Source organism: Xanthomonas arboricola pv. guizotiae, from assembly GCF_002940205.1.
Lineage (GTDB): Bacteria > Pseudomonadota > Gammaproteobacteria > Xanthomonadales > Xanthomonadaceae > Xanthomonas > Xanthomonas arboricola_C.
On record NZ_MDSK01000015.1, the window covers coordinates 34154 to 47879 of the forward strand.

The following is a 13726-nucleotide window of genomic DNA, read 5'->3' on the forward strand; positions in this document are numbered from 1 at the left end:
TGGCGCGTAGCGCCGGATGCGGGTGCGAGCGAAGCCTCGCATGACCAACCACCCAATCTGGTTTCGCCCCGTCCCCCTCACCCCAGCCCCTCTCCCGCAGGAGAGGGGCTTTGCTCCGTTCTTCCAGGAGAGAGAGGGGTTCAACCAATCACCGGCACCACCATCGCATCGATCTTCGCCGCCAGCGCCTGGATCGTCAGTAGCGCCGAGCGCGACAGTTGCCGCTGCGGGGCCACGCACAGCGCCAGCGTCATCGGCTTGGTCAGGTGGCGGCGGAACGGCACGAACGCCAGGCGGCCGTCGGCCACATCCGGCGCGGCGTCCAGCCACGACATCAGGCCCACGCCGGCACCGGCGCGCACCAGCCCGCGCAGCGTGCGCACGTCGTTGCAGTGGGTCAGCCGCTTCACGTCGATGTGTTGGCGTTGGTACAGCACCTTGGCATGCTCGCCGACGATCAGCGGGGCGGCCGGCAGCAGCAGGCGGTGTTCCAGCGTTTCGCTCAGCTGCAACTCGGTACGGGTGCTGAGCGGGTGGCCGACCGGCATCGCAATCCCCAGCGGGATGTCGGCAAAGGCGCGCACCTCCAGGTCCACGCTGCTCACCGGGTCCAGCAGCAGGCCGATGTCCACATCGGCCGAGGTCACCATTTCCATCACCCGCTGGTTGCGCGCGGTGGACAGGTTGAAGGTGATGCCGGGGTACTCCTGCACCAGCGCCGCCACCGCCTCCGGCACCGCGCCCTCGCTGAGCGCGTCGATCATGGCGATCTCCACATGCCCGCGGCGCAGCCCCTTGAGCTCGTCGAAGCGCTCCAGGGTGCGGGCGTAGGCCTTCTCCCAGCCGCGCACGTCCACCAGCAGCAGCTCGCCGGCGGCGGTCAGCCGCAGCCGGCCGGGCAGGCGCTCGAACAGCTGCGCACCCAGCTCCTCCTCGGCCTTGAGGATCTGCCGGTCGATCGCCGAGGCCGACACGTGCAGCACCTCGGAGGCCTTGCGGATGCTGCCGCAGCGGGCCACTTCGATGAAGTAACGGGTGAAGCGGGAAAAGGTCAGCATGCGGCGGGGCTCGGTTGGCGTTGCATTTTTTGCAATGGCTTGGCTGAAAATCGATGTTTGATAACACACCCCCGGCTTCCTAGAGTCAATCCGGCACCGCTCCCGCCCTATGTCAGAGACTGGACCCATGGATGTCGCCGTCCCCGCCCTGCCGCTGCACTGCACCTTCGAGGCCGCCGACTGGCAGCGCCTGGCCCAGCACTGGCACGCGGTGGCGCTGAGCAGCGAGGTCGGGCAGGCGCCGTTCAAGGCCACCCTGCTGGACGAGCCGCTGGTGCTGTACCGGCTGGGCGAGGAACTGGTGGCCGCGCGCGATGTCTGCCCGCACCGCGGCGTGCCGCTGAGCATGGGCACCGCCGATGGCGGCGGCGTGGTCTGCGCCTACCACGGGCTGCGCTTCGGTTCGGGCGGGCGCTGCAACCACATCCCCGCCAGTCCCAGCCAGAACATCCCGGCCAAGATGCGCCTGCACACCTACGCGGTGGCCGAGCGCTACGGGTTGATCTGGGTCTGCCTGGCCAAACCGGCCGGCGTCAGCGCGGCCGAGGTGCGGATTCCACCGATGCCCGGCTGGGACGAGGACGGCTTCCAGCAGATCGTCTGCCCGGCCTTCGACATCGGCGGCAGCGCCGCGCGCCAGCTGGAGGGCTTCATCGACGTGGCGCATTTCGCCTTCGTGCACACCGCCACCTTTGCCCAGCCGGACAAGCGCGAGGTGCCGGCCTACACCACCACCGAGACGCCGACCGGCTTCAATGCCGACTACCTGAGCTCGGTGGCCAATTATTCGGTGGACATGCCGCTGCCGGACGTGGACCCGGATTTCCAGTGGCTGCGCCATTTCGAGGTGCATCTGCCGTTCACCGCCACCCTCACCATCCACTTCCCGGTGCCGGGCAAGCGGCTGGTGATCATGAACGCGGCCAGCCCGGTGTCCAAGCACAGGACGCGCCTGCTGGTGCCGATCGCGCGCAACTTCGACACCCATCTGCCGGTGGAGGACGTGCACGCCTTCAATCTGCGCGTGTTCGAGGAAGACCGCGCCATGGTCGAGGCGCAGCGCCCCGAATACCTGCCGCTGGACCCGCTGCTGGAGGTGCATATCCCGGCCGACCGCAGCTCCATCGCCTATCGCCGTGGCCTGCGCAGCCAGGGCTATAGCGACTTTTTCCTCCGTTGACGGCCGAGGACTACGCCATGCAGTTGCACGAGGTCCGCGTCGCCGGGGTCTTCGACCAGGGCCATCGCCAGCGCGCGATCCGGCTGGAGCCGGTCGGCGCGCAATTGCCGGCCTTCGAGGCCGGCGCGCATGTGGACCTGCATCTGCCCGACGGCATGATCCGCCAGTACTCCATCGCCAGCGCACCGCATGTGCGCGACCACTATCTGCTGTGCGTGAAGCTGGCCGACGCCTCGCGTGGCGGCTCGCGGCATCTGTGCGAGCAGCTGAGCACCGGCGACCGCCTGCGCATCTCCACACCGCGCAACCTGTTCCCCCTGCATCCTGGCGAGCGCCACGTCCTGCTGGCCGCCGGCATCGGCATCACCCCGCTGCTGTCGATGGCCGAAGCGCTGGAAGCGCGCGGCGAGCCCTTCGTGCTGCACTACTACGCGCGCCGGCACGCCGACGTGGCGTTCGGGCAGCGGCTGCAGCAGGGTTTCGTGCATGGCCAGGTGCAGGTTCATCTGAGCGATGGCGGCGAGAGCCCGCGCGTGCATGTGCCCGAGGAAGTGGGCCAGGCGCGTGCGCGCGACCAGCTGTACCTGTGCGGGCCGGCCGCCTTCATGGACCACTTCACGCTGCTTGCCAGGGCGCACGGCTGGACGGCGGAGCAACTGCACCGCGAACACTTCGCCGCCGCCGGGCCCGGCATCGCCCACGATGCCGACAGCGCCTTCGAAGTGGAACTGGCCGCCAGCGGCCGCGTGGTGCAGGTGCCGGCAGACTGCAGCATCGCCAGCGCCCTGCTGGACGCCGGCATCGAGGTGCCGCTGTCCTGCGAGCAGGGCATGTGCGGCGCCTGCCTGACCGGCGTCCTGGCGGGCACCCCCGATCACCGCGACAGTGTGCTCAGCGACAGCGAACGCGCGCAGAACCGGCAGATCACGCTGTGCTGTTCGCGTAGCCGCTCGCCGCGGCTGGTGCTGGATCTTTGAGGTGGCCTGGGTGCGGCGGATGCCTGTGCAGCGCTGCCGCGAGTGCGGCCATTGCCCCATGCCGACCGTCCTGCCGGTGCGATCGCTAGGCTCCGCAGATGATGATGCGTTGTGCCGCCGATCGTCATGACCTGCACGCAACCGCAGCGCATCACCCGTACATCGCATGCCCGCTGCCGGAAACGGCCTGGTCGCTGCAACGCGCTTGTCTGCGCTGCGCTGGTGTGCAGCGTCAGGCCTGGTGTGCCGATGAGCGGGACGCTGCGGGAGATCCGCAAGCGACGAAGCAGCGCTTGTCGATCCGCAGGCATTGATGGCGGCTTAGTGCCTCATGCAGCACTAAGCCGCCTTGCAACCTCACCCGGGCATCCGCCCATCAACACGACTTTCAGCGTCAGCAAAAAAACCACTCCGGCGCTGGCCGTCCACCACGCATGCAGGGCATGCTTCGCATCTACCGGCGGCGTAATCGCGCCATTGCCGTTCTTCCCGGGCTTTCCATCGCATGTCCATCGTTCATCGCAGTCTGATTGTGGCGCTATGCCTGCTGTTGCCCACCGCCGCACCGGCACGCAGCCAAGCCACCCCTGCACAGCAACGCGAGCAGCAGGTGGCGCAGCTGCTGCGCACCGCCGCCGATCAGCCTGCGCAGCTGCGTGCCTGGCTGCAGGCGATGCCCAAGGGCGGCGACCTGCATAACCATCTGTCCGGCTCGGTGTATGCCGAGGACTACCTGCAGTGGGCCAGCGAGGATGGCGCCTGCGTGCAACTGGACGACCTGAGCCTGCGCGCGCCGCCGTGTGGCAACGGCCAGGAGCCGGCACGCGACCTAGCAACGCGCAATGCCGCGCTGTATGGCCGGGTGGTGGATGCCTTGTCGATGCGCAAGTTCCTGCCCAGCCCAGCGCAACCCACCGGACACGGTCAGTTCTTCGGCACCTTCGGCAAGTTCGACGCGGTGGTGCGCACGCGCGTTGCCGACACCGTGGCCGCGGTGCTGGAGCAGGCCGCACGCGACCGTGTGCCCTATGTGGAAATCATCGCCAATCCGCCGCAGATGGATGAGGCGGCCAGACAGATGCAGTCCTTGCCCTGGAAGGGCGACGACGACGCGGCCAACCTGCGCGCCTTGCAGGATGCCTTGCCGCCGCTGGTGCAGGCCGCACAACGCGCGCTTGCCGACACCGATGCCCAGGTGCGCCGCGTGCTGCACTGCGACCAGCCCGATGCACGTCCCGGCTGCCAGGTCACCTACCGCTACGTGCCTTACGTGCTGCGCGTGTTGCCGCAGCCGATGGTGTTCGGGCAGATGGCGCTGGCGCATGCGCTGATCGCCGCCGGCGGCAGCCGCGCGGTGGCGTTGAACATCGTCGCGCCCGAAGACAATCCGGTGGCGCTGGCCGATTACGCGCGGCACATGGCGATGTTCCGCTTCTTCGCCGAGCGCTATCCCGACGTGCCGCTGTCCCTGCATGCCGGCGAGCTGGCCCTGGGCCTGGTGCCGCCGGCGCAACTGCGCTCGCATATCCGCCAGGCGGTGGACGCCGGTGCGCGCCGCATCGGGCATGGCGTGGACCTGCCTTATGAAGACGACGCCGGCGGCCTGCTGCAGCGCATGCGCCGCCAGCAGGTTGCGGTGGAGATCAACCTCACCAGCAACGATGTGATCCTCGGCGTCAAAGGCGCCGCACATCCGCTGGCGATGTATCTGCGCGCCGGCGTGCCGGTGGTGCTGTCCACCGACGATGCCGGCGTCGCGCGCGCGGACATGACCCACGAATATCAACGCGCGATGCAGGAACAAGGCATCGATTACCTTACCCTCAAGCAGCTCGCCCGCAACGGCCTGACCTACAGCTTCCTGCCGGGCACCAGCCTATGGGATGCCGACGGTAACGCTGCGCAGGCCTGCGCCACTGCGTTGCAGCGCGAAACCGATGATGGCGTCTGTCGCGCATTCCGCCAGGGCAGCGAGAAGGCCCGGCTGCAATGGCAGCTGGAAACCGACCTGGCCCAGTACGAGCGCACGTTGTTGCAGGTAGGAGCGCGCCAGAGCGCGAACGGGCTTTACCGGTAACCCCCCGTCGCGCGCAGGCACGCTCCTACCAACGCGACTTCCGATCCATCGCCGCTGCAATGCCTTCAGCCTTCCACGACAAAACGCAATGACCGACCCACACGCCCCCTCATCCAGACGCCGCGTCATTCTCGAAGACGACATCGACGGCTTCACGCCCGCGCAGCTGCTGCTGTTGCAGTCGCCCGAGGTCGAGGTGCTGGGCATCAGCGCGGTCAGCGGCAACATCTGGCGCGACGAAGTGCTGGCACATAGCTGCCGCCTGCTGGAATTGGCCGGTCACCCCAACATCCCGGTGCTGCCCGGCCCGGTGCATCCGCTGCTCAACAGCGAACTGGCCACCGAGCGCTGGGAAGCGCTCTACGGCAAGCTGGTCTGGAAAGGTGCCTGGACCAGGCACTGGGTGGATGGCGACACCGTGCAAAGCGCGCCGCGTTATCACGCCCACGACGTGGTGCCCGACCTGCCGTTGGGCAATCCCAGCGTGGTGCGCGCGTCCGACGAGCCGGCCGCATTGTTCATGCTGCGCATGGTGCGCCAGTATCCGGGCCAGGTGAGCATCATTGCCACCGGCCCGTTGACCAATCTGGCGCTTGCGCAGTCGCTGGATCCGACCTTCGCCACGCTGGCGCGCGAGCTGGTCTACATGGGCGGCAGCCTCAACCCGCGCCAGCAACGCAACAGCATCAGCGCGCAGCAGTTCGCACGCGAGTTCGTCAACTCGCCACGCCGCGAATTCAATATCCGCTGGGATCCGGAAGCGGCCAGCATCGTCATGCGCGCCCCCTGGCGCAGGATCACCATGGTGCCGGTGGACCCATCGACCGCGACCGAACTCACGCCCGACCTGATGGCGCGCATGAGCGCGGCCGACACCAGCATCGGCCAGGCCTTGCGCCGCAGCGAACCGGGCTTTCCGATGTGGGACGAGCTGGCCACCGCGGTGTGGCTGCGGCCCGAGCTGGCGACACGGACCGAGACGCTCTACGTCGATACCAACACCGCGTTCGATGCCGGATATGGCGACATCCTGTCGTGGGCACCGGGGTACCAGCCGGGGCTGGGCGAGCAGGCCCAGACCGTGGTGCACGCAGTGGATATCGAAGCGTTCGAACAATTGCTGGTAGACCATCTCACCGCACCGCAACCACCAGCAGTCGGCCTGCCGCTCCCCCTTCTCCCCTCGGGAGAAGCTGCCCGAGGCGCGGATGAGGCAGCGGCATCCCAATCCCGAATCCCAAGTAGCGAATCCCCGCTCCCAACCAGGTGACCCCATGCAACTCCCAGCGCAGTGGCAGGCCGGCATCGATCGCAATACCGAGGTCCTGCGTGGCCACGCGCAGCTGCTCGCCAGCTTCAGTGCGCCGCGCCCCGCCGCGCCGGACACCACCACGCCGCGCGGGCTGATCGCCTCCATCGTCAGCACCACCCGCAGCCAGCCCAGCCTGGCCGCACGCCTTGCCACGCAGACGCTCACGCGCATCAACCAGGCCAACGGCAGCCTGCGTGCGATCACCCGCCTGCTGCCCGCACGCGCCGCCGCCGATGCCGCGCGCGTGCAGGCCGCGCTGGCCGGCGGCAGCGATGGCGGTGCGTTGGCCGGCGTGCCGTTCGTGGTCAAGGATCTGTTCGACGTCGCCGGCCAGGTCACCACCGCCGGTGCCGTCATGCGCGCGCACTGCGCGCCCGCCAGCCGCGATGCGGCCGTGGTGCAACGGCTGAGCGACGCCGGCGCGGTGCTGGTCGGCACCGCCAACATGGACGAATTCGCCTACGGCTTCGCCACCGTCAACGCGCACTACGGCACCACCGCCAACCCGCACGACCACCGTCATCTGGCCGGTGGCTCGTCGGGCGGCTCGGCCGCCGCGGTGGCCGCCGGGCTGGTGCCGTTCGCGCTGGGCTCGGACACCAACGGCTCCATCCGCGTCCCGGCCGCGCTGTGCGGCGTGTACGGCCTGCGCCCCACGCATGGCGCGTTGCCGCTGGATGGGGTGTTCGGCTTCGTCGATGCGCTGGACGTGGTCGGCCCGTTCGCCAGCTCCATCGCCGACCTGCGCCGCGTCCATGAAGTCATGCTCGGTCGCCCGCTGGCGTCGTGCAATGCCGGCAGCCTGCGCGTCGCCCGCCTGGGCGGCTGGTTCCAGCGCAACCTGGATCCCGAGCTGGATGCCGGCCTCGGCACGTTGCTGACCGCCTGCAATAGCGTCACCAGCATCGAATTACCCGAAGCAGAACGCGCCCGCGCCGCCGCCTTCGTGCTCACCGCTGCCGAGGGCGGCCACCGCCACCGCGCCGGCCTGAGCACGCAGGCCGAGTGGTTCGACCCGGCCACCCGCGACCGCCTGCTCGCCGGCCTGCAACTACCCGCCAGCGCGGTGGCCGATGCGCACCGCTTCGCGCAGTGGTTTGGCGCCGCCATGCAGCGCCTCTGGGACGAGGTGGACGTGTTGATCGCGCCGGCCACCCCCTGCGTGGCACCGCGCATCGACCAGGACAGCATCCAGATCGACGGCCTGCCAGTGTCCGCACGCGCCAACCTGGGGATCTTCACCCAGCCGCTCGGCCTGGCCGCCTGCCCGGTGCTGGCCGCGCCGTTGCCGCGCCCCGGTCGCCTGCCGCTGGGCGTGCAGCTGATTGCCGCACCCGGCCGCGAAGACCGCCTGTTCGCACTCGCCGCGCAACTCGAACGCGACGGACTGCTCGCCTTCAGCCCCCCGGCGGAGACACGCTGATGCTGCACACCTTGCGCGCACGCCGCGGCATGATCGTGGCCCCGCACCATCTGGCCGCACAGGCCGGGCGCGATGTGCTGCGCGACGGCGGCAATGCCATCGAAGCGGCCGTCGCCACCGCCGCCTGCCTGGCCGTGGTCTACCCGCACATGACCGGTATCGGTGGCGACGGCTTCTGGCTGATCCACGACCCCGACGGCCGCGTGCACGCCATCGACGCCTGCGGCCGTGCCGCACAGGCTGCGACACTGGAGTTCTATCGCGGCCACCGCAGCATTCCGTGGCGCGGCCCGGGCGCGGCCAATACCGTCGCCGGCACCGTCGCCGGCTGGGCGCTCGCCCTGCAGCAGGCAGGCGGCAATCTGTCGCTGCAGCGCCTGTTGCAGGACGCCATCCACCACGCCAGCGCCGGCGTGCCGGTGACGCTGGGCGGCGCGCACATCGCCGCCAGCAAGGGCGCCGAACTGCGCGTGCAGCCCGGTGCCTACGCCGACATCTTCGAACCCCACGGCGCGCCGCTGCACGAAGGCGCACTGCTGTATCAGACGCAGCTCGCACATACCCTGCAACGGCTGGCCGACCACGGCCTGGACAGTTTCTATCGCGGCGCACTGGCCGACGACATCGCCGCCGACCTGCAGGCGCTCGGCAGCCCGCTGCGCGCGCACGATCTCGCACGCCACCATGCCGAGCCCAGCGTGCCGCTCTCGGTCGCCATCCGCGGTGCGCGCCTCTACAACCACGCACCGCCCACGCAAGGCCTCGCCTCGCTGCTGATCCTTGCCTTGTTCGATCGCCTGCAGGTCGAACAGCCCGACAGCTATGCGCACCTCCATGGCCTGATCGAAGCCAGCAAACAGGCCTTCCTGATCCGCGACGCACACCTCGGCGACCCCGCCTGGATGACGCTGGACGCACAGGCGCTGCTCGATGACAGTGGCGCACTGGATGCGCTCGCCGCACGCATCGACATGCGCAGCGCACTGCCCTGGCCGCAGCCCTCGCAGGCCGGCGACACCGTCTGGTTCGGCGCCATCGACGCGCACGGCCGCGCGGTCAGCTGCATCCAGTCCACCTATTTCGAATTCGGCTCCGGCCTGGTGCTGCCGCGCACCGGCATCACCTGGCAGAACCGTGGCTGCAGTTTCCGCCTCGCGCCCGACGGCTGGAACGCGCTCGCCCCTGGGCGCAAACCCTTCCACACCCTCAACCCGGCGCTGGCCACCTTCGACGACGGCCGCGTCATGGCCTACGGCACCATGGGCGGCGAAGGCCAGCCACAGACCCAGGCGGCGATCTTCTCCCGCTACGCGCGTTTCGGCGTGCCGCTGCAACAGGCCATCACCACACCACGCTGGTTGTTGGGCCGCACCTGGGGCGAAGACAGCACGTCACTCAAGCTGGAAGACCGCTTTGATCCAGCGCTGGTGCAGGCACTGCGCGATGCCGGGCATGCGGTGGACGTGTTGCCCGCCTACACCTCGGTGATGGGACACGCAGGCGCGCTGGTGCGCGAGCTGGATGGCGTGATCGCCGGGGCAAGCGATCCGCGATCCGATGGTGCGGTGGCTGGGTGGTGATGGTCGGGCGTTGCGCGGTGACGGGCGGACCTCGCTGCCCGCCGATCGAGCCATCGGGTCGGAGCGTCCGCCTGCACCCCAGCACCGGCTGGCGCTCAGGATCCAGACCCCAGCCGGGTGCGGGCCGACACGGTAAACATGGCATAGACTCTGGGCATGCTCTCCAAGGCGACGATGGCGGACTCAACCACGCCGATCACTGGACACGACGTCCCGGCTTTCTTGGGCATGCAAGGCGATGGGTAGGGACTTCGCCACGCTTATTTCGACAGACGCATCACCCGTTCTTCCACCAAGGAGAGCCATATGACAGAGCAAGAAGACAACCAACCAACCCTGGAAGACGTCAAGCTGGCGTTCGACGGCCAGAGCCTGGATTGGTATTTGCAGAAACTGGTCGCAACCGTCAACACCTGGAACGTGCAGTTCGGCATCACGCTGTTTGTCGAAGGCATCATCGTGTCCGGCCAGCTGGTCAGCGGCAAGCAATACTTCGAGGCGTTTGCGCAGGAGTTCTCTACCGCCTATCCCGGCGACGCGGAAGAAAAAGAGGATATCCGCCGTGCGTTTGCCAGCCACGCCAGCATCTACGACACCGAGGAAGATGCGCAGCAAAGCAGCCGGCCGCCGCAGTTCATCCACCTGATCGAATCGCGTTGCTTCTCGCCCGGCGGCCAGCCCCTGCCCAGCAACCGTGGTGTGCTCTGGCGCGGCAAGATCAATGCCGTGTCCGGCTTCACCCTGGGCTCGCTGTCGGCCGATTGAGCCTGGCAAGTTCCACGTTGGTATGAGGTGCTCGTCATCGCACATTGGACTGGCGGAGAGAGTGCCAGGAGCACTCCACCACCGCATAGCAGCCAAGCGTGCCTGCGCTTGCCGCCAACCTTGCGCGCGCCAACCGCTTCGGTTGGTTCCCGGCACCAGAGCGGCGCGGCTCCAATGGCAGCAGCACCGGCCACGCGGCAATGCCTACGCAGTCACCTCGAGCGTGCGCGGCGAGCTGTCGCCGATGGCGCTTGCGACGGCGGGCAAGCCGATTGCCGTCCAGGACGCGCGTTCGTGAGCTTCGTGCGCGATGCGCTTGAGCAAAATCCGCTGTTGCCTGCGGCGTCGTTGCGCGACACGAACCGGCGTCCACGCAATGCGCGCTGCACCGTGCGCTCGCCATCGCTCACGGCTGCAGACGATCGCCCCGGCCTGCAACCAGTGACGAGGCCAGCAGCAACATGCTGGCTCCGACAAAGGTGGCGCCGATCGACACATGATCCAGCAGCACGCCGCCTGCGGCACCGCCCAGCATGATGGAAAGCTGGATTGCGGCAACCATCAGGCCGCCACCGCTTTCCGGTGCGTCCTTGACGCAACGGCTCAACCAGGTGGACCAGGCCACCGGCATCGCCGAGTTGAGCGAGCCCCAGGCAATCATCGCCACCGCCACCGCCCACAGCAGATGCCCGGCCAGCAGCATGCCGATGGTCGCCACGCCCAGCGCGACCGGCAGCACGCCGAGCAGGGTGAACAAGCGCTTCGGCACCAGCGCGGTGGCGGCATAGGTACCGACGAATCCAGCCAGGCCCAGGCCGAGCAGCAGCAACGACAGTTGCGAGACATCGACCTGCGCAACGGTTTCCAGAAACGGGCGGAAGTAGGTGAACGCAGAAAACGCGCCGGCAAATCCGAGCATCACCGCCAGCATGGCGCGCGCCACATAGCGACGCTTCAACAAGGTGACGCTGCTGCCCAGCGACGTGGCGCCCCGCATGGGCATCGACGGCAGGCTGCGCCATTGCCAGGCGATGGTCAGCGCCACCAGCGGCAGCATGCCCCAGAACACCCCGCGCCAGCCGATGCTGGCGCCCACATAGCTGCCCAGCGGCGCTGCGAAGGCGGCAGCGACCGCGTTACCGATAAATATGATGCCCAAGGCCTTGGGCACCACATGCTCGGGCACGATGCGCATCACCGTGGCGGTGGACAACGCCCAGAAGCCGCCGATGGTGATGCCGAGCAACGCGCGCGCCACCATCAACATGCCGAAGCTGTGCGCATTGGCGATCGACAGCAGCGACACCAGCATCACTCCGGTCAGGGCGATCAACACATGGCGCCGGTTGAAGCGCGACGACAGCGGTGCGATCAGCAGGCTGGCGACCACCGCGAACAGGCCGGAGATCGAGATCGCCTGGCCGGCCATGCCGGCACTGGCGTGCAGATCGGCGGCGATCGGCGTGAGCAGGCTGACCGGCATGAATTCGGAGGCGATCAACAGCGCAACGCAGAGCGACATCGAGCCGACCGCGCTCCAGGTCTGGCGGGTTGCGACGGGTGCGGCACGCGAGGATGGATCGGTAGCGAGCGAACTGGCGTGCATGTGGAGCCCTTGTGCAAAGTGGGATGCGAGACGAACGCCACGCCGCAAGCGCGCTGACGCCGCGCTCGATCGCGAACCTGGTGTTCGGAGGGGATGCGCCGCAGGCAGCGATGCACTGCACCGACCTGCCAGCGCAGCGACGCACGCCGGGCGCAATGCAGCAACGGGTGCTGCGGCTCGGGCATGCGCGTGTCCGAAGGTGCTGCAGCTTACGCAGGCAGTGGGCGGCGATAAAGATGGCGGATCGGCACGGGCTTATGAAGTCCACTCATCAACCGCGTGTCTGCAGCGTGATGCTGCGCCTTCCACCGACACCGACTTGCGCAAGCGCAGCGCAGACGCGTGCTCGTGCTGCGCTCGCAGCGGAACGATCGGCCGCTGGGCCTGCATATATGCTGGATTCGCGCACCAATGATGCCGGCAACGCGGCAGATCCTTCAGCCCTTGTAGCGCAGCGCATCCACGACGAGGTTGAAGGCGGGCGAGCAATGGCGGCGGCTGGGGTAGAATGCGTGCAAGCCCGGCCAGGTCGGCGACCAGTCCTTCATCACCCAGCGCAGCCGCCCGGCCTTGATATGCGGGCGTGCCAGATCCTCCTGCACGAACGCGATGCCGAAGCCGTCCACCGCCGCGTCCAGCGCTTCGTAGGTGCCATTGAAGGTCAGCTGGCCATCCACGCGCACGATGACTTCGCGTCCGTCTTTCTCCAGCTCCCAGGCGTAGATGCCACCGGCGGTTTGCATGCGCAGGTTGATGCAGCTGTGCGCGGTGAGATCCTGCGGCGTCCTGGGGATGGGCCGACGCGCGAGATAGGACGGCGCGGCGACGATGGCCATGCGCCTGTCCGGCGCGATGCGCGCGGCGATCATGTCCTTTTCGACCTGGTCGCCCAGCCGCACGCCCAGGTCGTAACGGTCGGCGACGATGTCGGTCAGGCCGTTGTCGACCACGATCTCGACCTTGATCTCCGGGTAGTCGCGCAGCAACCCGGACAGCTTGGGCCACAGGATCGCGCGCGCGGCGTAGTCGGTGGCGGTGATGCGCACGCTGCCTGCGGGCGTGTCGCGCATTTCGCCGAGCGCAGACAGCGCCTGCTCGATTTCGGCAAAGCGCGGCGCCACCGTCTGGATCAGCCGCTCGCCGGCTTCGGTGGGCGCCACGCTGCGCGTGGTGCGGGTCAGCAGGCGCAGGCCCAGCGTCGCTTCCAGCCCGCGAATGGTATGGCTCAGCGCCGATTGCGAAACGCCCAGCTTGGCGGCGGCGCGGGTAAAGCTGCCCTCGCGAACGATGGCGATCAGCGCCAGCAGGTCCTTGAAGTTGTCGCGCGCCATTGGTGAATCTCTTTCATGGAATCCACATGACTGTAGCAGCCGGTGAAAGAGGAATCCCAAAGCCCCGCTCCTGCGGGAAAGGGGTTGGGGTGAGGGTACGGCTGCTCAGCTGTCTCGACGCTGCCGCACCCGCATCCGCCCTTCGGGCACCTTCTCCCGGCGGGAGAAGGAACAAAGCCAGCCACACGCTGCCTGTCGCATTTTTTGCAACGCCCGGCCCTAAAAAAACCGCTTTGGGGTGACGGGGCCGGTTCGTATAGTCGATTCGACGGCCGCCGCCTGCCGCGCAAGCACCTGATGCCATGGCGAGGCGACCAATGTTGGCGATATCCGCCCCCTTTCCACACCGCCTGCGGAGGCCTCATGCATCAGTCCCTGTCGCATCGCGGTCCTGGCAGCTCCTTTGCAACAACACAC

Annotated in this window: 10 protein-coding genes; 7 read left to right on the top strand and 3 right to left on the bottom strand. The window is 68.3% G+C overall.

Annotation, left to right across the window (positions count from 1 at the left end; genetic code table 11):
• Nucleotides 1–140: 140 nt before the first annotated feature.
• A complete protein-coding gene (locus XarbCFBP7408_RS11020) occupies nucleotides 141–1058 on the bottom strand; it encodes a LysR family transcriptional regulator (RefSeq protein WP_104562984.1) in 918 nt (305 codons plus the stop codon).
• A 127-nt stretch (nucleotides 1059–1185) separates the two neighbouring features.
• On the opposite strand from XarbCFBP7408_RS11020, the gene XarbCFBP7408_RS11025 reads away from it, so the two are divergent.
• From XarbCFBP7408_RS11025 to gvpU, 7 genes are all read left to right on the top strand, one after another.
• The gene (locus XarbCFBP7408_RS11025) at nucleotides 1186–2238 is read left to right on the top strand and encodes an aromatic ring-hydroxylating oxygenase subunit alpha (protein ID WP_104562985.1); all 1053 of its coding nucleotides are present in this window, start codon (nucleotides 1186–1188) and stop codon (nucleotides 2236–2238) included.
• A gap of 17 nt (nucleotides 2239–2255) precedes the next feature.
• Nucleotides 2256–3215, top strand: coding sequence for a PDR/VanB family oxidoreductase (locus XarbCFBP7408_RS11030; RefSeq protein WP_181106581.1), 960 nt, complete (start codon nucleotides 2256–2258; stop codon nucleotides 3213–3215).
• Between the two features lie 505 nt (nucleotides 3216–3720).
• The gene (locus XarbCFBP7408_RS11035; RefSeq protein WP_181106579.1) at nucleotides 3721–5292 is read left to right on the top strand and encodes an adenosine deaminase family protein; all 1572 of its coding nucleotides are present in this window, start codon (nucleotides 3721–3723) and stop codon (nucleotides 5290–5292) included.
• A gap of 88 nt (nucleotides 5293–5380) precedes the next feature.
• Complete coding sequence (locus XarbCFBP7408_RS11040; RefSeq protein WP_104562987.1) at nucleotides 5381–6562, top strand: nucleoside hydrolase; 1182 nt, start codon at nucleotides 5381–5383, stop codon at nucleotides 6560–6562.
• A gap of 4 nt (nucleotides 6563–6566) precedes the next feature.
• Nucleotides 6567–8027 carry an AtzE family amidohydrolase gene (locus tag XarbCFBP7408_RS11045; protein WP_104562988.1) on the top strand — a complete coding sequence of 487 codons (1461 nt, stop codon included), beginning with the start codon at nucleotides 6567–6569 and terminating at the stop codon, nucleotides 8025–8027.
• Entirely contained in the window at nucleotides 8027–9607 is a 1581-nt protein-coding gene (locus XarbCFBP7408_RS11050; RefSeq protein WP_104562989.1) for a gamma-glutamyltransferase family protein, read from the top strand. Before XarbCFBP7408_RS11045 ends, XarbCFBP7408_RS11050 begins: the two co-directional genes overlap by 1 nt.
• A gap of 306 nt (nucleotides 9608–9913) precedes the next feature.
• Nucleotides 9914–10372 (top strand): gas vesicle accessory protein GvpU, encoded by a 459-nt coding sequence (gene gvpU / locus XarbCFBP7408_RS11055; protein ID WP_104562990.1) that lies wholly within the window; start codon nucleotides 9914–9916, stop codon nucleotides 10370–10372.
• Nucleotides 10373–10778: 406 nt separating this feature from the next.
• On the opposite strand, the gene XarbCFBP7408_RS11060 is transcribed toward gvpU, so the two are convergent.
• Nucleotides 10779–11978 carry an MFS transporter gene (locus XarbCFBP7408_RS11060; protein WP_104562991.1) on the bottom strand — a complete coding sequence of 400 codons (1200 nt, stop codon included), beginning with the start codon at nucleotides 11976–11978 and terminating at the stop codon, nucleotides 10779–10781.
• Nucleotides 11979–12415: 437 nt separating this feature from the next.
• Nucleotides 12416–13309, bottom strand: a complete 894-nt coding sequence (locus XarbCFBP7408_RS11065) for a LysR family transcriptional regulator (protein ID WP_104562992.1) — start codon at nucleotides 13307–13309, stop codon at nucleotides 12416–12418.
• Nucleotides 13310–13726 lie beyond the last annotated feature (417 nt).

Coding starts and splice junctions, on each gene's coding strand:
- XarbCFBP7408_RS11035 (WP_181106579.1), top strand. CDS start 3,721: ATGTCCATCGTTCATCGCAGTCTGATTGTGGCGCTATGCCTGCTGTTG.
- XarbCFBP7408_RS11045 (WP_104562988.1), top strand. CDS start 6,567: ATGCAACTCCCAGCGCAGTGGCAGGCCGGCATCGATCGCAATACCGAG.
- XarbCFBP7408_RS11060 (WP_104562991.1), bottom strand. CDS start 11,978: ATGCACGCCAGTTCGCTCGCTACCGATCCATCCTCGCGTGCCGCACCC.
- XarbCFBP7408_RS11065 (WP_104562992.1), bottom strand. CDS start 13,309: ATGGCGCGCGACAACTTCAAGGACCTGCTGGCGCTGATCGCCATCGTT.
- XarbCFBP7408_RS11050 (WP_104562989.1), top strand. CDS start 8,027: ATGCTGCACACCTTGCGCGCACGCCGCGGCATGATCGTGGCCCCGCAC.
- XarbCFBP7408_RS11040 (WP_104562987.1), top strand. CDS start 5,381: ATGACCGACCCACACGCCCCCTCATCCAGACGCCGCGTCATTCTCGAA.
- XarbCFBP7408_RS11030 (WP_181106581.1), top strand. CDS start 2,256: ATGCAGTTGCACGAGGTCCGCGTCGCCGGGGTCTTCGACCAGGGCCAT.
- XarbCFBP7408_RS11020 (WP_104562984.1), bottom strand. CDS start 1,058: ATGCTGACCTTTTCCCGCTTCACCCGTTACTTCATCGAAGTGGCCCGC.
- gvpU (WP_104562990.1), top strand. CDS start 9,914: ATGACAGAGCAAGAAGACAACCAACCAACCCTGGAAGACGTCAAGCTG.
- XarbCFBP7408_RS11025 (WP_104562985.1), top strand. CDS start 1,186: ATGGATGTCGCCGTCCCCGCCCTGCCGCTGCACTGCACCTTCGAGGCC.